We start from the raw sequence: 17,086 nt of genomic DNA, 5'->3' as shown, positions 1-17,086 counted from the left end.
TGACCATGGGACGGCAGCTATGGGTCGGCGTCTGAAGGGCTGCTTCCCGGCCGTTCGAGCGCAAACCTGTCCGTCAGCAAACGTGAAAAGGCTGCCAGTCAGCAGCGCACATTTTGCAGCCAGGTGGAACCACTTGGCGTCGCAGAAATGCGGCTAAGACAAATAGATGGAGCGGGATGCCCAGTTCTATTTGAACGTATCCCGCTCTAGTCGGGACGGCGATAGGCCACAACCTCGCCAGGCATGCTCAGGCTCTGCAGTGAGCCAGGTGCCGCGCCGCCGATCCAGCCCAACACCGAGCGGGCGAGCTCGGCGCCGGCCAGCCGGAAGTTCTCGTTGACCACCAGCAATTCCCTGCGGAACAGGTGCAGCAGGTCGGACGACTGCTTGGATACCACGTCGACGTCCCGGCCGAGCTTGAGGCCGGCGTCCTCGATGCCGGCGACGATGGCGAGCGTCGCGGCAGCGGCGCTGCTGACGAAACCGTCCGGCCTGACGTCGCGGCGCATCAGCTGCGCGGTCCTCATCCTGATCTGATCGATCGAATGGTCGACCGAAACGGTGTTGAACGGGATCTCGCTGGCGCCGACCTCGCTCAGCGCATCGGTGAAGCCGTTCAGCGTATGACTGTGGTAGGTCAGCTCGACTGGAGGCGCCAGCAGAGCCAGCCTGCGGCGGCCGATGCCGGCCAGGTGGCGCACAGCCTCGGTCGCGAACGCGTAATTGTCGAAATCATGATAGGGGTGGATCAGCCCCATATCGGTGCGGCCATGCGTGGCAAAGGGAATGCCACGCTCGAGCATGTAACGGGCCCTGGGGTCGTTCGGCTGGGTGCGCGAAATGATGACGCCGTCGGCGGAACCGGTTTCCACGAGATAACGTATCGGGTCCAGAGGATCCTGAGAGCGTGAATAGGGCGTGACGATCAGGTGATAGGGTGTGTCGGCGATGACTTCCGAGACGCCGTAGATGATGTCCGAGACAAAGCTCATGATCTCGCGCTCGGTGTTGAGCACGAGGCTGATGACATTGGTCTTGCCGGTCCGCAGGCGCACACCGGCGCGGTTCGGCCGGTAGCCGATCTGCTTGGCGACGAGCTGGACGCGTCGCCTGGTCTCGGCGCCGATCTCGGGCGCGTCCTTCAACGCCCGCGACACGGTGGTGACGCCCAGCCCGGTCATGAAGGCAAGCGTCTTCAATGTCGGCCTGCCCAGTGCCGAGGCCTCGTCGTCCTTTTCCGTCTGATCTCTGTCCATTCATCCCGCCCGTCAGGCGCATAGCAGTTGCCGTGCAGGTCGGCAATCGGCGATGAACACCCTATATACTGAAACGTTACAGATTGTCACTTGCCATCGCGCAGCGGCCAGTAAAAGCTAGCCTGGATGAGCGGCGCTTCGTTCGACGCAAAGTCGGTGTGCGTCGGCAAGGCTTGCCATTTTGCAATGCAGCCTGCCTTGCTGCGGTGCAGTAGGCGGACATTGTGCGGCGGGTTTGTTCGCGGCTCGAAAAAATGCCGAGCTGCTCCTGTTCGGGGGTTGCGCGCTTCCAACAATTGCCGTATCGAAAATCTGTAACGTTTCAGATTCTGGGAGGAGCCGAAATGCGATACCAAATTATGACCGCTGCGTTGGCGGTGACAACCGCGCTGCCATTCGCCGGCCCGGCGGCAGCGACCGATCTGGAAGTCACCCATTGGTGGACTTCAGGCGGCGAGGCGGCGGCGGTCGCCGAATTCGCCAAGGCGTTCGACGCGACAGGCAATCATTGGGTCGACGGCGCCATCGCCGGCTCCGGCGGCACGGCGCGGCCGATCATGATCAGCCGCATCACTGGCGGCGACCCTATGGGCGCCACCCAGTTCAACCACGGAAGGCAAGCGGAAGAATTGGTGCAGGCCGGTCTGATGCGCGATTTGACCGAGCTCGCCACCAGGGACAAGTGGACGGAAATCGTGCAGCCGAAGAGCCTGCTCGACGGCTGCACCCTCGACGGCAAGATCTATTGCGTGCCGGTCAACATCCACTCCTGGCAGTGGCTGTGGCTGTCGAACGCGGCCTTCGAAAAGGCCGGTGTGCCGGTGCCGAAGAATTGGAATGAATATGTCGCGGCCGCTCCGGCGCTGGAGAAGGCAGGCATCTTACCGATGGCGCTCGGCGGGCAGCCCTGGCAATCCTCGGGCACCTTCGACGTGCTGCTTACGGCGGTCGGCGGCACGGACGCTTTCTTGAAGGTCTATCGCGACAAGGATGCCGAATTCGCCGCAGGGCCAGAAGTCGCCAAGGTGTTCAAGGCCGCGGACGATGCCCGCAAGATGGCGAAGAACACCAATGTGCAGGACTGGAACCAGGCCACCAATCTCGTCATCTCCGGCAAGGCCGGCGGCCAGATCATGGGCGACTGGGCGCAGGGCGAGTTCCAGGTTGCCGGGCAGACCGCCGGCAAGGACTATACGTGTCTTCCCGGCCTTGGCCTGAACGAGGTCATCGCCACCGGCGGCGATGCCTTCTACTTCCCGCTGCTGCAGGACGCGGAAAAGTCCAAGGCGCAGGAAGCGCTGGCCGAAACACTGCTCGATCCCAAGACACAGGTTGCCTTCAACCTCAAGAAGGGCTCGCTGCCGGTGCGCGGCGATATCGACCTCAAGGCGGCGAACGACTGCATGAAGAAAGGACTCGACATCCTGGCCAAGGGCAGCGTCATGCCGTGGACGGACCAGCTGCTGTCGCAAGACACCCAAAAGCAGAAAGAGGACCTTTTCTCCGAGTTCTTCGCCAAGCCGGACATGACCGTGGAAGAGGCGCAAAAGCGCTTCGCCGACATCGTCGCCTCAGCGGACTGACGACCGACGAACCGCTCGCTCCCGGCCCGCCGCGGGGCCGGGAGCTCAGGGCCCTGACTCTTCGGCCTTGACCCTTGGCCCTAACCCTTTGGCCTTACCCGATCCAGCCCGGCTGTGCAGATGAGCAAGAGCGAACGCCCCAACCAACTGTTCCGCAACCTTAATGCCAAGGTCGCCTCTATTCCGATGGTCCTCACCGCACTGGTGATCTTCGTTGGCGGCAGCGCGTGGACGGTGCTCTATTCCTTCACCAATTCAAAACTGCTGCCGCGGCTGAACTTCGTCGGGCTCGACCAGTATTATCGGCTGTGGTCGACGCCGCGCTGGCTGGTCTCGATCGAGAACCTCTTGGTCTACGGCGTGCTGTCGCTGGTGTTCTCTCTGGTCATCGGCTTCATGCTGGCGGCGCTGCTCGACCAGAAGATCCGCTTCGAGGACACGTTCCGCACCATCTTCCTCTACCCGTTCGCGCTCTCGTTCATCGTCACCGGCCTGGTCTGGCAGTGGCTGCTCAACCCGGAGTTCGGAATCCAGGGGGTGGTGCGCGGCCTCGGCTGGGAAAGCTTCAGCTTCGATCCGCTCTACAATTCCGACATCGTCATCTACGGCATCCTGATCGCCGCGCTCTGGCAAGGCACCGGGCTGATCATGTGCCTGATGCTGGCGGGCCTGCGCGGCATCGACGAGGATATCTGGAAGGCCGCGAGGGTGGATGGGATACCCACCCTAAAAACCTATCTGTTCATCATCATCCCGATGATGCGACCGGTCTTCATCACCGCGCTCGTCATCATCGCCGCCGGCATCGTCAAGGTCTATGACCTGGTTGTCGCCCAGACCAGCGGCGGTCCCGGCATCGCCTCCGAAGTGCCGGCCAAATATGTCTATGACTACATGTTCTTCGCCCAGAACCTCGGCCAGGGTTTTGCTGCCTCGACCATGATGCTGCTGTCGGTGGTGGTCGTCATCGTTCCCTGGGCCTATCTCGAATTCGGAGGCAAGAAGCGTGGCTGACCTTGCCGTTCCCCTGCCTGCCGGTACGGGCTCTATCGGGCTTGAGGCATCCGGGCCGCGAGGGCCCAAGCCGCGGCATGTGTTCTCGCGCCGCAACATCTTCCTCTATGGCACGCTGATCGTGGTGGCGCTGTATTATCTGCTGCCGCTCTATGTGATGGTGGTGACGTCGCTCAAGGGCATGCCGGAGATACGCCTCGGCAACATCTTCTCGCCGCCGCTCGAGATCACCTTCGAGCCTTGGGTGAAGGCTTGGTCCAGCGCCTGCACCGGTCTCAACTGCGACGGGCTCTCGCGCGGCTTCTGGAATTCGGTGCGCATCACCGTCCCGTCGGTCATCCTGTCGATCGCCATCGCTTCAGTGAATGGCTACGCGCTTGCCAACTGGCGCTTCAAGGGCGCCGATACTTTCTTCGTGATCCTGATCGTCGGCGCCTTCATCCCCTATCAGGTGATGATCTATCCGATCGTCATCATCCTGCGCGAGATCGGCCTCTATGGCAGCCTGAGCGGCCTGGTGATCGTCCATTCCATCTTCGGCATGCCGATCCTGACGCTGTTGTTCCGCAACTATTTCACTTCGATGCCGGAGGAACTGTTCCGGGCGGCGCGCGTCGACGGCGCCGGCTTCTGGGGCATCTATTTCCGCATCATGCTGCCGATGTCGCTGCCGATCTTCGTCGTCGCCATCATCCTGCAGGTGACCGGCATCTGGAACGACTTCCTGTTCGGCGTCGTCTACACCCGCCCCGACACCTATCCGATGACGGTGCAGCTCAACAACATCGTCAACTCGGTGCAAGGCGTGAAGGAATACAACGTCAACATGGCCGCCACCATCCTGACCGGCCTGGTACCGCTCGTCGTCTACTTCGTTTCCGGCAAGCTTTTCGTGCGTGGCATCGCCGCCGGCGCGGTGAAAGGATGATGATGACAAGACTCGAAAATCCCAGCGTCTCAATCCAGGACCTGTCGCTGAATTTCGGCGCAATCTCGGTGCTGGAAACCCTCAACATCGATGTCGCCGAGGGCGAGTTCATCGTGCTGCTCGGGCCGTCCGGCTGCGGCAAGTCGACCCTGCTCAACTGCATCGCCGGCCTGCTCGACGTTTCGGACGGCCGCATCTTCATCAAGGGCAAGAACGTCACCTGGGAAGAACCCAAGGACCGCGGCATCGGCATGGTGTTCCAGTCCTATGCGCTCTACCCGCAGATGACGGTGGAGAAGAACCTGTCGTTCGGGCTGCGCGTTGCCGGCATTCCCAGGGACGAGATCGCCAAGCGCATCGCGCGGGCCGCCGAAATCCTGCAGATCGAGCCGCTGCTGCAGCGCAAGCCGTCGGCGCTTTCGGGCGGCCAGCGCCAGCGTGTGGCGATCGGGCGGGCGCTGGTACGCGACGTCGACGTCTTCCTGTTCGATGAGCCGCTCTCCAATCTCGACGCCAAGCTGCGCGCCGAATTGCGTGTCGAAATCAAACTGCTGCACGGCAAGCTGCAGAACACCATGATCTATGTCACCCACGACCAGATCGAGGCGATGACGCTGGCCGACCGCATCGCGGTGATGAAGGGCGGCGTCATCCAGCAGCTCGACGCCCCGCAGACCATCTACAATCGCCCGGTCAACCGTTTCGTCGCCGGCTTCCTCGGCTCGCCGGCGATGAATTTCCTCGACGGCCGGCTGGAGAAGGACGATGGCAACTGGCACTTCGTCGCCGAAGAAGTGCGGATCCCGCTTGCCACCTACGCTTTCGAAAGGGCACCCGTGCCAGGGGCGGCTGTGTTCGGTATCCGGCCCGAGCATGTCGCGTTCAACAGCGGCTCCGGATGGCCGTTCACAGCCACGGCAAATGTCGTGGTCGTCGAACCCATGGGGTCCGACACGCTGGTCTGGCTGAAGCTCGCAAATCAGAATTTCACCGTGCGGGTGACATCTGAGCGCACGCCAAACAACGCCGACACCGTGAGCATCGGTTTTGACCCGATGCGCGCTTCGCTGTTCGACGCTGCAACCGGCAACCGCCTGTAACACCCCGAGAATTTCACCCTCAAGCACATCCATCCCCAGAGAACGGACAGAGACGATGAATTGGTCATTCCAACTTTACAGCGCCCGCAACTTCCAGCCTTGGGCAGCGGTGCTCAAGAAGCTGGGCGAGCTCGGCTACGCGCAAGTCGAGGGGTTCGGTGGCGTCTATGACGACCCCAAGGCCTTTCGTGACGAACTCGACAAGAACGGCCTCGCCATGCCGACCGGCCATTTCTCGATCGATGCGCTCGAGAACGATTTTGACGGCGTGCGCAAAATCGCCGACGCGCTCGGCATCACGCTGCTCATCTGCCCCTATCTGGTCGCCGAGAGCAGGCCGACCGATGCCGCCGGTTGGCGCGGCTTCGGCGCACGCCTGGCCAAGGTCGGCGAGACGGCTGAAAGGGCCGGCTACGGCTTTGCCTGGCACAACCATGATTTCGAGTTCAAGAAGCTTGCCGACGGTTCGGTGCCGCAGGACCATATCCTGGCGGCAGCGCCCGACATCGACTGGGAGATGGACGTCGCCTGGGTGGTGCGCGGCGGCGACGATCCGCTGCCCTGGATCGAGAAGCACGGCAAACGCATCGCCGCCGTCCATGTCAAGGACATCGCCAAGCCCGGCGAGGGCCTCGACGAGGACGGCTGGTCGGATGTCGGCCACGGCACGATCGACTGGGCCGGTCTGATCCAGGCGCTGCGCGCCAAAAGCGCCGCCAAATACTACGTTATGGAACAGGACAACCCCAACGACATCGAGCGCTTCGCCCGCCGCTCGATCGCAGCCGCCAAGGCCTATTAGGAGCAAACCAGCATGGCAAAAAAACTTGGGGTCGGCGTCATCGGCTGCGGCAACATCTCGAAGGCGTATTTCTCGTTTGCGCCGCTGTTTCGCGGCATCGAGATGCGCGCCTGCGCGGATATCAACATGGATGCAGCCAAGGCGCGGGCGAAGGAGTTCAAGCTGCGCGCCGAGACAGTCGAGGGGCTGCTCAACGCCGACGACATCGACATCATCGTCAACCTCACCGTTCCGGCGGTGCACTATGAGGTGTCGAAACAGATCCTCGATGCCGGCAAGCACGTCTATTCGGAAAAGCCGTTCGTGCTGTCGGTCAAGGAAGGGCTGGACCTGAAGAAACTGGCGGAGAAAGACGGACTGCGCATCGGCTCGGCGCCGGACACTTTCCTCGGTGGCGCGCACCAGCTCGTCCGCAACCTCATCGACAGTGGCAAGCTCGGCAAGATCACCAGCGGCACATGCCATGTGATGAACCATGGGATGGAGCATTGGCACCCCAATCCGGACTTCTTCTTCCAGCCTGGCGCTGGGCCGGTGCTCGATATCGGACCCTATTACATCACCAACCTGATTCAGCTGATCGGGCCGGTGAAGCAGGTGGCAGCCTTCGCTTCGATCCCGAAGACGGAGCGTACGATCTCGTCCAAGCCTCGCGCCGGCGAAAAAGTCCTGGTCGCCACGCCGACGACGATCCACGGCGTGATGGAGTTCGAGAATGGCGCCGTGGTGACGCTCAATACCAGCTGGGACGTGTGGAGCCATGGCCATGCGCCGATGGAACTCTACGGCGAATTGGGCACGGTGTTTTTGTCGGATCCGAATTTCTTCGGCGGCGACGTTCGCTTCACCGATGCCGCCAAGCCGGTCAAGAAGCTGCCAAAGTGGAAGCATCCGTTCGGCGTGGCCAACCAGATGCATTCGCACGGCATGATGGCCAACTACCGCACCGCCGGTCTCGCCGACATGGCGCTGGCGATCACGGAAGGACGGCCGCATCGCTGCTCGATGGAACTGGCGCTGCATGCCGTCGATGTGATGACCGGCATGTTGCGGTCGGGCGCGAGCGGAAAGTTCGTTGCCATGCAGACCACCTGCGAACGGCCTGCGGCACTGGGCGTCAAGGATGCGGAAGGGCTGTTGGCGAAGAAGAAAGGGCTCTTGGCAAAGAAGAAGTAGCATAAGCGCTTCAGCGATCCCTCTCCCCATAGAAACGGCGAGGGGCTAAGGGTGAGAGGCAGAGCCGACTCACCCTTTTTCGCGGTGGCAACTGCCGGGCTCGCTTTTGATTTGAGGATATTCCATGCCCTATGTGCCCGCGGAAAACCGTTACGAGAACATGGTCTACAATCGCTGCGGGCGATCTGGCCTGAAATTGCCGGCGATCTCGCTCGGGCTCTGGCACAATTTCGGTGACGACACGCCGCACCGGACCAAGCAGGCAATCGCGCACAAGGCCTTCGATCTCGGCATCACGCATTTCGACCTCGCCAACAATTACGGCCCGCCGCCCGGTTCGGCGGAGACGGCTTTCGGCGAAATCCTGCGGACGGATTTCTCCTCTTTTCGTGACGAGCTGATCATCTCGACCAAGGCCGGGTATGAGATGTGGGCCGGACCCTATGGCGAGTGGGGCGGGCGCAAATATGTGCTGGCCAGCCTCGATCAGAGCCTGAAGCGGATGGGGCTCGACTATGTCGACATCTTTTATTCGCACCGCTTCGACCCTGATACTCCGCTGGAAGAAACGATGGGCGCGCTCGATCACGCGGTGCGCTCGGGCAAGGCGCTTTATGCCGGCATCTCCTCCTACAATTCGCAGCGCACACGCGAGGCCGCCGACATATTGAAGCAACTCGGCACGCCTTGCATCATCCATCAGCCGAGCTATTCGATGCTCAACCGCTGGGTCGAGGACGATGGTCTGCTCGACACGCTGGAGGGGCTCGGCGTCGGCTCAATCGTGTTCACTCCGCTGGCGCAAGGCATGCTGACCGACAAATATCTCGGCGGCATCCCTGAGGGCAGCCGTGCCAGCCAGGGCAAGTCGCTGCGGCCGGCCTTCATCAACGACAAGACCATCGCCAACATCGGGGCGCTGAACGCCATCGCCGGCCGACGCGGCCAGACCCTGGCGCAGATGGCGCTGGCCTGGGTGCTGCGCAAGGGCCGGGTGACCTCGGCGCTGATCGGCGCCAGCCGGCCGGAACAGGTCGAGGATTGCGTCGGCGCGCTGAAGGCGCTCGATTTCAGCGATGCAGAGCTCGCCGAAATCGACACCTACGCGCGCGAAGCCGACATCAATCTGTGGGCCTCGTCCGCCGAGCGCAAGGGTCCGCCACGGAAGTGACTCAGGGCAATCACTTCAGGTTGACATCGAAAATTGGTCTGAAGCGATTGCCTAGCAAGTGATTGGCAACGCATAGCCAAACAGGTGTGAGGGAACTGCTCCCGCTGGTTTCATGTACGCGCGCGCCAATGCCTCGGAGTTGGTCGGCTTCTGGGCCATGCCGACACAGAAACAGTAGCAAAAAGGCCGGTTCGTCGCTATCTGGAGAGAATTGAAGCCGCTTGCATGCGGAAAATGACGAGCAACCGGCGCAAAACGGGTTGGAAACAGGATCATGGCGGCAAGGGATGTGCTGACGAAAAACCAGTTGTGCGTGCTCGAGAAACTCGAGGCCGCCAGCGGGCCGCTCAGCGCCTATACATTGCTCGACCAGCTTCGCGATCGGGGTTTTCGCGCACCGCTGCAGGTCTATCGCGCGCTCGACACGCTGGTGAAGTCCGGCTTCGTGCACCGGCTCGAAAGCCTCAATTCCTTTGTCGCCTGCGCCGAGCCGCACGACCACAGCCATTCGATGACCGCCTTTGCCATCTGCGACACATGCGGGCAGGTGACCGAATTTTCCGACCATGATGTCGGACACCGGCTCGACGAATGGGTGCGCTCGACCGGTTTTGCCGCCAAGAAGGCGGTGATCGAATTTCGCGGGACGTGTGCCAAATGCCTGGCCGAGGCGGCTTAAGGCTAGGCCAGCTAACCTATTGATGCTGGAGGGACAGCACCCCCCTCTGTCCTGCCGGACATCTCCCCCGCAAGGGGGGAGATTGGCAGCTTCCGCCCTCCGCTCATTCTTGCAACGTTGGAGATTGGCGAAAACGTGAAGTGACGGCCGATCTCCCCCCTTGCGGGGGAGATGTCCGGCAGGACAGAGGGGGGTGCGAAGGAACTCGACCTAGCGGGCTGCAAGCATCCGCATGAGGCGCTAATGCGCCTCTTCCCAATTGTCGGCGGCGCGGGCTTCGACGTGCAGCGGCACCGACATCGACACCGCCGGCATCGCGGCGTTCTCCATGACATGACGCACGACGGGGATCGTCGCCTCGACCTCCGCTTCGGCCGTCTCGAAGACCAGTTCGTCATGCACTTGCAGCAGCATGCGGGCGGACAGCTTCGCCTTTTCCAGCGCTTCGTCCATGCGGATCATGGCGCGGCGGATGATGTCGGCCGCGGTGCCCTGCAGCCGGGCGTTGATCGAGGCGCGCTCGTTGAAGGCACGGACCGACGGGTTTGACGACCGTATCTCCGGGTAGTGGATGCGGCGGCCGAAGATCGTTTCGACATAGCCGTATTCGCGGGCATAGGCCTTGGTCGCGTCGATATAATCGCGGATGCCGGGGAAGCGTTCGAAGTATTTCTTGATATAGGCGCCGGCCTCTTCGCGCGGGATCGACAGCTGGTTGGCCAGGCCAAAGGCGGAAATGCCGTAGATGATGCCAAAATTGATCGCCTTGGCGCGGCGGCGTACCTCCGAGGGCATGCCCTCGGCCGGGACGTTGAACATCTCCGAGGCGGTGATGGCGTGGATGTCGGCGCCGTCGGCAAACGCCTGCTTGAGCTGCGGGATCTCGGCGACATGGGCGAGCACGCGCAGCTCGATCTGGCTGTAGTCGGCGGAAACCAGCTTGTTGCCCTTGTCGGCGATGAACGCCGTCCGGATCTTTCGCCCCTCGACGGTGCGTACCGGAATGTTCTGCAAATTGGGATCGGAGGACGACAGCCGGCCTGTCGTCGTTGCGGCAAGCGCGTATGAGGTGTGGACGCGCTTCGTATCGGGATGGACGAAACCGGGCAGCGCATCGGTATAGGTCGATTTCAATTTGGTCAGCTGGCGCCAGTCGACGATCTTGCGCGGCAGCTCGTGGCCTTCTGCGGCGAGGTCTTCCAGGAGCTGGGCCGAGGTCGACCATTGGCCGGTCTTGGTCTTGGAGCCGCCGGGCAGGCCCATCCTGCCGAACAGGATATCGCCGAGCTGTTTTGGCGAGCCGATATTGATGCGCTCGCCGACGAGCTGGTAGATCTCGTCCTCCAGCCGCGCGGCGCCCTGTGCCAATTCGCCGGAGAGCCGCGACAGGATCTGCCGGTCGACGGAGATGCCGCGCTGCTCCATCCTTGCCAGAACCGGCACCAGCGGCCGTTCCAGCCGCTCGTAGACCGAGACGAGGCCCTTGGCGGCAAGCCGCGGCTTCAGCACCCGCCAGAGCCTGAGCGTCACATCGGCATGCTCCGCTGCATAGGCGGTTGCCTTGTCGATGTCGACCTGGTCGAAGCCGACGAAGCTTCGTCCAGAGCCTGCCAGTTCCTTGAGGGCAATGGTCGAGTGGCCGAGCCACTTTTCCGACAGAGCCGCCATGCTGTGGCCGCCGGACGTGCCTGCGTCGAGCACATAGGAAATCAGCATGGTGTCGTCGAAGGGGGCGATATCGATGCCGTGGCGGCTCATGACGACGAGGTCGTATTTCAGCTCCTGAACGATCTTGAGAACCGACCTGTCCTCCAGCAACGGCTTCAGGATGGCAAGCGCATCACGGATCGGAATCTGGTTTTCGACCACTCCGCCGCCGAGCAGGTCGCCATTGCCGCGTTTGTGGGCGAGCGGCACATAGGCGGCGCGACCGGGCGCAGTGGCTATGGACAGGCCGATCAACTCGGCCTGCATCGGATCGGCTGAATTGGTCTCGGTGTCGAAGCCGACGATGCCGGCCTCCATCGCCACGGCCACCCATGCCTTCAACACTTCAGTGTCGCGGATGGAGACGTAGGCGCTGGTGTCGATCTTGCTGGCGGTGGCGTCCTCGAAGCGAAGCGCCGAGAGAAGCGATGGGGTGTCGCCTTGCTTGGGTTCCACCTTGACGGTGGCCGGCACCGCTTCCCCGGCTTCGTCTGTCACTGTGCCCGCCGCGCTTTCGGCGGCGCCCGGCACGCCAAACCCCATATCGGGACCATGCGCGGTGTCGGCGCGCTCGATAATGACGGGAACGGGTTTGACGTCAGCCGCTTCTGTTCCGGTTGCTTCCGCCACGCGGCGGGTCAGCGAGGAGAATTCCATCGTCTTGAGGAAGCCGATCAGCCTTGGTCCGTCGGGCGGGTGCAACACGAAATCATCGAGCCCGCCGTTCAACGGCACGTCGTTCTTCAGCGTCACCAGTTCACGCGAGATGCGCGCCTTGTCGGCATTGGCGATGATCGATTCGCGGCGCTTGTCCTGCTTGATCTCGGCGGCACGGGCGAGCAGCGTATCGAGATCGCCGAACTGTTCCAGCAATTGCGCCGCCGTCTTCGGCCCGATGCCGGGCACGCCCGGCACATTGTCGACCGAATCGCCGGTCAGCGCCTGCAGGTCGATCATTTTTTCCGGCGGCACGCCCCATTTCTCGATCACCTCGGGAACGCCGATCTGGCGGTCCTTCATCGGGTCGTACATGGCGACCGAAGGGCCGACCAGCTGCATCAGATCCTTGTCGGAGGAGATGATGGTGGTGTCGGCGCCGGCTTCGCAGGCAAGCCGGCAATAGGTGGCAATCAGGTCGTCGGCCTCGTAGCCTTCCGTCTCGAGGCAGGGCAGGTTGAAGGCCCTGGTCGCCTGGCGGATCAGGCCGAACTGCGGGATCAGATCTTCCGGCGGCGCCGAGCGGTTGGCCTTGTATTCGGGGTAGAGGTCGTTGCGGAAGGTTTTCGACGAATAGTCGAAGATGACGGCGAAATGCGTCGGCACGATGCCGACATCGGTGTTGCGGGCGTCCTGCGTCAGCTTCCACACCATGTTGCAGAAGCCGAGGACAGCACTGGTCGGCAGCCCATCGGATTTGCGGGTCAGTGGCGGTAGCGCGTGATAGGCACGGAAGATGTAGCCGGAGCCATCGACAAGGAAGAGATGATCGCCTTTTTTCATGGGACGAAGGGATAGCGCGGCGCGGCGTCGTGGTCCATGCCAAAGGCGGCCTCAACCACCGGTTCCGGCAACATCCCTGACATGTCGATCCGATCACGGCTATGTTACGAAAGTGTAATCTTCGTGCCCTTGAATCGCCACGTTCGGAGACACAGATAAACGCCATCGGCATTTTTCGCCGAGGTCCGGAGCAAGGCCCGTCCCCCGCCTATCCCGGACACTTGCGGCAGCCTATCCCCCCTCTCCGGGCTGCCGCATCGTTTCGAGTAAAGGCCGCCGTGGTTCCCCCTCCACCACGGCGGCATTTTTTTGCCTTTCGGTGCCCGTGGTCCAACGACCGCCGGCTTTTCGTTTCTGCCTCGCAGCTTTAGGGTTGCCGCTCAGAATCGAAAGGCTTTATAAAAATGTCCAGAATTTCTCCCGTCCTCGACCGCCTCGACAAAAATCTCGACGAGAGCCTGGAGCGCCTGTTTGGCCTGCTCAGGATCAAGTCGATCTCCACCGATCCATCCTATGCCGCAGACTGCCGCAAGGCGGCAGAATGGCTGGTGGCCGAGCTCAGACTGATCGGCTTCGACGCCAGCGTGCGTGACACGCCAGGCCATCCGATGGTGGTGGCGCACCATGACGGGCCGGCGGGCGCGCCGCATGTCCTGTTCTATGGCCATTACGACGTGCAGCCGGTCGACCCGATCGAGCTTTGGGAAAGCGATCCGTTCGCGCCTTCGGTAAAGCAGATCGAGCCCGGCCGCCAGGTGATCGCGGGACGTGGTTCGGCCGACGACAAGGGGCAGTTGATGACCTTCGTCGAGGCTTGCCGCGCCTGGAAGCAGGTGCATGGCGGGCTGCCGTGCCGCATCACAATTCTGTTCGAGGGCGAGGAGGAGTCCGGCTCGCCATCGCTGAAGCCGTTCCTCGAGGCAAATGCGGCCGAACTCAAGGCCGACTTCGCGCTTGTCTGCGACACCGGCATGTGGGACCGCGAAACACCGTCCATCTGCGTCGCGCTGCGCGGGTTGGTGGGCGAGGAGATCACGGTGAAAGCCGCCGACCGCGACCTGCATTCCGGTCTCTACGGCGGTGCTGCCGCCAATCCGATTCGCATCCTGGCCAGGATCCTGGCCGACATCCACGACAAGGACGGCCGCGTCACCATTCCCGGTTTCTATGACGGTGTCGAGGAGACGCCTTCGCAGATCCTGAAGTCGTGGGAGGCGCTCGGCGAGACCGCTGAGACGTTCCTTGGGCCCGTCGGCCTGTCGATCCCTTCCGGCGAACACGGCCGCTCGGTGCTCGAACTCACCTGGGCGCGGCCGACTGCCGAGTTCAACGGCATTATAGGTGGCTATACCGGCAAAGGGTTCAAGACGGTGATCGCGGCGGAAGCCTCGGCAAAAGTGTCTTTCCGCCTCGTCCACAAGCAGAACCCGGAAAAGATCCGCGCCGCTTTCCAGGCCTTCGTCAGGGAGCGCATCCCGGCCGACTGCTCAGTCGATTTCCACCCGCATGGCGGCTCGCCGGCGATCCAGCTTTCCTACGACTCGCCATTTCTCGCCAAGGCCAAGGACGCGCTGTCCGACGAGTGGCCGAAGCCGGCGGTGACTACGGGAAGCGGCGGCTCGATCCCGGTGGTCGGCGATTTCCAGACTTATCTCGGCATCGAATCCTTGCTTGTCGGTTTCGGGCTCGACGATGACCGCATCCATTCGCCGAACGAGAAATACGAGATGAGTTCCTTCCACAAGGGCCAGCGCTCGTGGGCGCGCATTATCGACGCGCTGACACGCTGAGAGGGCCAGACGGCAACTTTCTGTTGATTTTTCATCGGATCGCGGCGAGGACGGGATAGAGCGACGCGCGCCCAGTTGGACGCACGAATGGGCCGCGACCGGAGAAGACGATGAGCGATATCCGCTTCCACAAGAACGACCTGCCCGGGCTCTTGCACTACGACGTCGGGGCGGTCGCCATCGACACGGAGACGCTGGGGCTCAACCCGCATCGCGACAGGCTTTGCGTGGTGCAGATCTCGCCGGGCGACGGTTCCGCCGACGTCATCCAGATCGCGCCCGGCCAGAAGAAGGCGCCAAACCTTGTCAGCCTGCTCAGGAACCGCAGCATAACCAAGCTGTTCCATTTCGGCCGCTTCGATCTCGCCGTGCTCTACCACGCCTTCGGCGTCATGCCGGAGCCGGTGTTTTGCACCAAGATCGCCTCGCGGCTGACCCGAACCTACACCGACCGGCACGGGCTGAAGGACATCTGCTTTGAGCTTCTCGGCGTCAGCCTGTCGAAGGCGCAGCAATCGTCGGACTGGGCGGCGGAGACGCTGTCGCCCGAACAACTCGAATACGCAGCCTCCGACGTGCTTTACCTGCACCAGCTGCGCGATGTGCTGACGATGCGGCTGGCGCGCGACAACCGGAGCAAGGAGGCTGAGGCCTGCTTCCGCTTCCTGCCGACGCGTGCGAAGCTCGACCTGATGGGCTGGGATGAGGCAGACATCTTCGCCCACAGCTAAGTGGAACCAGGTGTTCGCCTCGACGTTCTATCGATCGATGGAGGGGATGAAATGGCTGCCAGAAAACCAATCGAAACAGCGCCTAGGGATGGCTCCAAGGTCACCGTCTACTGGAAGGACAGCGACGGGGTGATGAACGAATCCATCGCGCAGTACAGGTCGCTCGACCGGCTGAAAGCGGCCGGCGGCGACTGGGACGAGAACGACACCGGCTGGTGGGCCTATACGGACGGTCATACGCAAACAAAGATCGAGCCGATCAGCTGGCGGCCTGCATCCGGGGATGACGACGGCGAATGACGCCGCTGGCGGCGCCGGTTTCTTTCCAATAGGTTGGACCTGTTGCAATCGGAGGTCGATTCGGAGCTTTCTGCTCCGCGACCATTCGCGCGGGAGGGATCTGCAATGGGTACTGAGAGCCTGCTTGTCTTCATCATCATCGGCGCCATTGCCGGCTGGCTCGCCGGCTTGATCGTCAAGGGTTTCGGCCTCGGCCTGATCGGCAATATCGTCGTCGGCATCGTCGGCGCCTTGATAGCCGGCTTGCTCTTCCCAAGGCTGGGATTCGCCATAGGCGGTGGCATACTTGCCTCCATTATCCACGCCACGATCGGCGCGGTGATCCTGCTCGTGCTGATCAAGCTGGTGAAGCAGGCCTGATCCTGCGAAGCACATCAAGGGCGCGCCATGAAACAGAACATGCTCTATCTCGTCATCGGCGCGCTCGTCGTCGTGGTCATCGCGCTCGGCATCTATGTCTATCGCGAGCAAACCAGGCCGGAGGGCGTGGAACTCAAGATCGACGACAAGGGAATATCGATCCAGCGGAATTGAGCGGCGTTGGGTTGGCGCGGCCAAGGTGCCGACGACCCCATCAGGCCGAAAATTGACGATAAGGCAGGGGCCGCTCCATCCTTCGATGCACCCAAAGAGAAGCCAAGCTGGATATGGAATGAGAGTGACGTATCGACACATTCGCGGTATGATCTTGGTAATGGGAGTTTGGGGCCAACCCGCCTACTATTAGGAGGTTGCCATGAGGCACCAAACACTGGACCAACTGCATACGGTGGCAAAGGTACACAGAGACCCAACGCCTCCTGCAATGGACCGAACGCAGCGTCTCGAACGTTGGTCAAAACTTCTTGAACGGCAGCCCAACCGACTCCTCACCGCACTTATCGGGACCGAATATCGTTCGTCACCCGAGCGCGAAATTATGCGTAGCGAAGGCTCGCCAATATCGGTTGCCTTCGAGGATTCGATCCTGCGCGATGAGGGGCTGAAAGACGATACTTATGGCGAAGCAAAGCGTTTCTTCGAATTGACCGACAATGAGCTCCACGAAATTGTCTGCTACTGCCATGTGGGCGAGACGATGCAATCATCCTGGGCAGCGCTTTCCGTTCGTGCTGCGATTGGCTAACGCATGATCCCCCAGTGCGCGTGACTTTGGTGACAAGGTCATGCGTAGATTCAATGGTTTAGAGCGCGATCGAACGCACTTTACCGATCGCGCTCTAATGACGAGCATAGATTGCGGCAACCTTGCTATGGGCGGTCCGCGCCGAACGACTGCGGCTGGGCAGTTGATGCCGAAATGCGAGAACGCCCGCCGTCTCGCGATAGACGCCATTGTTGCCGACCGC

The 17,086-nt window shown here is 62.1% G+C and carries 16 protein-coding genes; 14 read left to right on the top strand and 2 right to left on the bottom strand.

What is annotated here, in order from left to right; translation table 11 throughout:
- Positions 1 to 206: 206 nt before the first annotated feature.
- The gene (locus tag AC0L2A_RS17805) at positions 207 to 1,256 is read right to left on the bottom strand and encodes a LacI family transcriptional regulator (RefSeq protein ID WP_473609865.1); all 1,050 of its coding nucleotides are present in this window, start codon (positions 1,254 to 1,256) and stop codon (positions 207 to 209) included.
- A 344-nt stretch (positions 1,257 to 1,600) separates the two neighbouring features.
- On the opposite strand from AC0L2A_RS17805, the gene AC0L2A_RS17800 reads away from it, so the two are divergent.
- The 8 genes from AC0L2A_RS17800 to AC0L2A_RS17765 all read left to right on the top strand — a co-directional run bounded on the left by AC0L2A_RS17800 (position 1,601) and on the right by AC0L2A_RS17765 (position 9,709).
- Entirely contained in the window at positions 1,601 to 2,839 is a 1,239-nt protein-coding gene (locus tag AC0L2A_RS17800; RefSeq protein ID WP_287223206.1) for an ABC transporter substrate-binding protein, read from the top strand.
- A gap of 120 nt (positions 2,840 to 2,959) precedes the next feature.
- Positions 2,960 to 3,853 (top strand): carbohydrate ABC transporter permease, encoded by an 894-nt coding sequence (locus AC0L2A_RS17795; RefSeq protein WP_027153094.1) that lies wholly within the window; start codon positions 2,960 to 2,962, stop codon positions 3,851 to 3,853.
- A complete protein-coding gene (locus AC0L2A_RS17790) occupies positions 3,846 to 4,781 on the top strand; it encodes a carbohydrate ABC transporter permease (RefSeq protein WP_023797406.1) in 936 nt (311 codons plus the stop codon). The genes AC0L2A_RS17795 and AC0L2A_RS17790 overlap by 8 nt, the downstream gene beginning before the upstream one ends.
- A gap of 2 nt (positions 4,782 to 4,783) precedes the next feature.
- Positions 4,784 to 5,881, top strand: coding sequence for an ABC transporter ATP-binding protein (locus AC0L2A_RS17785; RefSeq protein ID WP_473609864.1), 1,098 nt, complete (start codon positions 4,784 to 4,786; stop codon positions 5,879 to 5,881).
- A gap of 55 nt (positions 5,882 to 5,936) precedes the next feature.
- Positions 5,937 to 6,683, top strand: coding sequence for a sugar phosphate isomerase/epimerase family protein (locus tag AC0L2A_RS17780; RefSeq protein ID WP_473609862.1), 747 nt, complete (start codon positions 5,937 to 5,939; stop codon positions 6,681 to 6,683).
- Between the two features lie 12 nt (positions 6,684 to 6,695).
- The gene (locus tag AC0L2A_RS17775; RefSeq protein WP_473609861.1) at positions 6,696 to 7,859 is read left to right on the top strand and encodes a Gfo/Idh/MocA family protein; all 1,164 of its coding nucleotides are present in this window, start codon (positions 6,696 to 6,698) and stop codon (positions 7,857 to 7,859) included.
- Positions 7,860 to 7,983: 124 nt separating this feature from the next.
- Positions 7,984 to 9,030 (top strand): L-glyceraldehyde 3-phosphate reductase, encoded by a 1,047-nt coding sequence (gene mgrA, locus AC0L2A_RS17770; protein WP_473609860.1) that lies wholly within the window; start codon positions 7,984 to 7,986, stop codon positions 9,028 to 9,030.
- Positions 9,031 to 9,304: 274 nt separating this feature from the next.
- Positions 9,305 to 9,709, top strand: a complete 405-nt coding sequence (locus tag AC0L2A_RS17765) for a Fur family transcriptional regulator (protein ID WP_023797411.1) — start codon at positions 9,305 to 9,307, stop codon at positions 9,707 to 9,709.
- A gap of 240 nt (positions 9,710 to 9,949) precedes the next feature.
- Here the strand turns inward: AC0L2A_RS17765 and polA are convergent, their stop codons facing one another.
- Entirely contained in the window at positions 9,950 to 12,916 is a 2,967-nt protein-coding gene (polA, locus tag AC0L2A_RS17760; RefSeq protein WP_473609858.1) for a DNA polymerase I, read from the bottom strand.
- Positions 12,917 to 13,320: 404 nt separating this feature from the next.
- On the opposite strand from polA, the gene AC0L2A_RS17755 reads away from it, so the two are divergent.
- From AC0L2A_RS17755 to AC0L2A_RS17730, 6 genes are all read left to right on the top strand, one after another.
- Complete coding sequence (locus AC0L2A_RS17755; protein WP_473609857.1) at positions 13,321 to 14,706, top strand: M20/M25/M40 family metallo-hydrolase; 1,386 nt, start codon at positions 13,321 to 13,323, stop codon at positions 14,704 to 14,706.
- Positions 14,707 to 14,816: 110 nt separating this feature from the next.
- Positions 14,817 to 15,437: a ribonuclease D gene (locus AC0L2A_RS17750; RefSeq protein WP_287054333.1), complete on the top strand. Its 621-nt coding sequence runs from the start codon at positions 14,817 to 14,819 to the stop codon at positions 15,435 to 15,437.
- Between the two features lie 51 nt (positions 15,438 to 15,488).
- Positions 15,489 to 15,737 (top strand): hypothetical protein, encoded by a 249-nt coding sequence (locus AC0L2A_RS17745; RefSeq protein WP_473609856.1) that lies wholly within the window; start codon positions 15,489 to 15,491, stop codon positions 15,735 to 15,737.
- A 105-nt stretch (positions 15,738 to 15,842) separates the two neighbouring features.
- Positions 15,843 to 16,097 (top strand): GlsB/YeaQ/YmgE family stress response membrane protein, encoded by a 255-nt coding sequence (locus AC0L2A_RS17740; protein WP_023797416.1) that lies wholly within the window; start codon positions 15,843 to 15,845, stop codon positions 16,095 to 16,097.
- A 27-nt stretch (positions 16,098 to 16,124) separates the two neighbouring features.
- Positions 16,125 to 16,271: a hypothetical protein gene (locus AC0L2A_RS17735; RefSeq protein ID WP_027153083.1), complete on the top strand. Its 147-nt coding sequence runs from the start codon at positions 16,125 to 16,127 to the stop codon at positions 16,269 to 16,271.
- Positions 16,272 to 16,473: 202 nt separating this feature from the next.
- Positions 16,474 to 16,863, top strand: coding sequence for a hypothetical protein (locus tag AC0L2A_RS17730; RefSeq protein WP_027153082.1), 390 nt, complete (start codon positions 16,474 to 16,476; stop codon positions 16,861 to 16,863).
- Positions 16,864 to 17,086: the final 223 nt, after the last annotated feature.

The organism is Mesorhizobium sp. WSM4844 (genome assembly GCF_055811775.1).
This window is presented reverse-complemented; position numbering and strand designations above follow the sequence as displayed.

Excerpts from the sequence above, each read along its gene's own strand:
- AC0L2A_RS17775 (WP_473609861.1), top strand. The coding sequence starts at position 6,696 with ATGGCAAAAAAACTTGGGGTCGGCGTCATCGGCTGCGGCAACATCTCG.
- AC0L2A_RS17795 (WP_027153094.1), top strand. The coding sequence starts at position 2,960 with ATGAGCAAGAGCGAACGCCCCAACCAACTGTTCCGCAACCTTAATGCC.
- AC0L2A_RS17780 (WP_473609862.1), top strand. The coding sequence starts at position 5,937 with ATGAATTGGTCATTCCAACTTTACAGCGCCCGCAACTTCCAGCCTTGG.
- mgrA (WP_473609860.1), top strand. The coding sequence starts at position 7,984 with ATGCCCTATGTGCCCGCGGAAAACCGTTACGAGAACATGGTCTACAAT.
- AC0L2A_RS17730 (WP_027153082.1), top strand. The coding sequence starts at position 16,474 with ATGAGGCACCAAACACTGGACCAACTGCATACGGTGGCAAAGGTACAC.
- AC0L2A_RS17800 (WP_287223206.1), top strand. The coding sequence starts at position 1,601 with ATGCGATACCAAATTATGACCGCTGCGTTGGCGGTGACAACCGCGCTG.
- AC0L2A_RS17745 (WP_473609856.1), top strand. The coding sequence starts at position 15,489 with ATGGCTGCCAGAAAACCAATCGAAACAGCGCCTAGGGATGGCTCCAAG.
- AC0L2A_RS17750 (WP_287054333.1), top strand. The coding sequence starts at position 14,817 with ATGAGCGATATCCGCTTCCACAAGAACGACCTGCCCGGGCTCTTGCAC.
- polA (WP_473609858.1), bottom strand. The coding sequence starts at position 12,916 with ATGAAAAAAGGCGATCATCTCTTCCTTGTCGATGGCTCCGGCTACATC.
- AC0L2A_RS17785 (WP_473609864.1), top strand. The coding sequence starts at position 4,784 with ATGACAAGACTCGAAAATCCCAGCGTCTCAATCCAGGACCTGTCGCTG.
- AC0L2A_RS17755 (WP_473609857.1), top strand. The coding sequence starts at position 13,321 with ATGTCCAGAATTTCTCCCGTCCTCGACCGCCTCGACAAAAATCTCGAC.
- AC0L2A_RS17735 (WP_027153083.1), top strand. The coding sequence starts at position 16,125 with ATGAAACAGAACATGCTCTATCTCGTCATCGGCGCGCTCGTCGTCGTG.
- AC0L2A_RS17805 (WP_473609865.1), bottom strand. The coding sequence starts at position 1,256 with ATGGACAGAGATCAGACGGAAAAGGACGACGAGGCCTCGGCACTGGGC.
- AC0L2A_RS17765 (WP_023797411.1), top strand. The coding sequence starts at position 9,305 with ATGGCGGCAAGGGATGTGCTGACGAAAAACCAGTTGTGCGTGCTCGAG.
- AC0L2A_RS17740 (WP_023797416.1), top strand. The coding sequence starts at position 15,843 with ATGGGTACTGAGAGCCTGCTTGTCTTCATCATCATCGGCGCCATTGCC.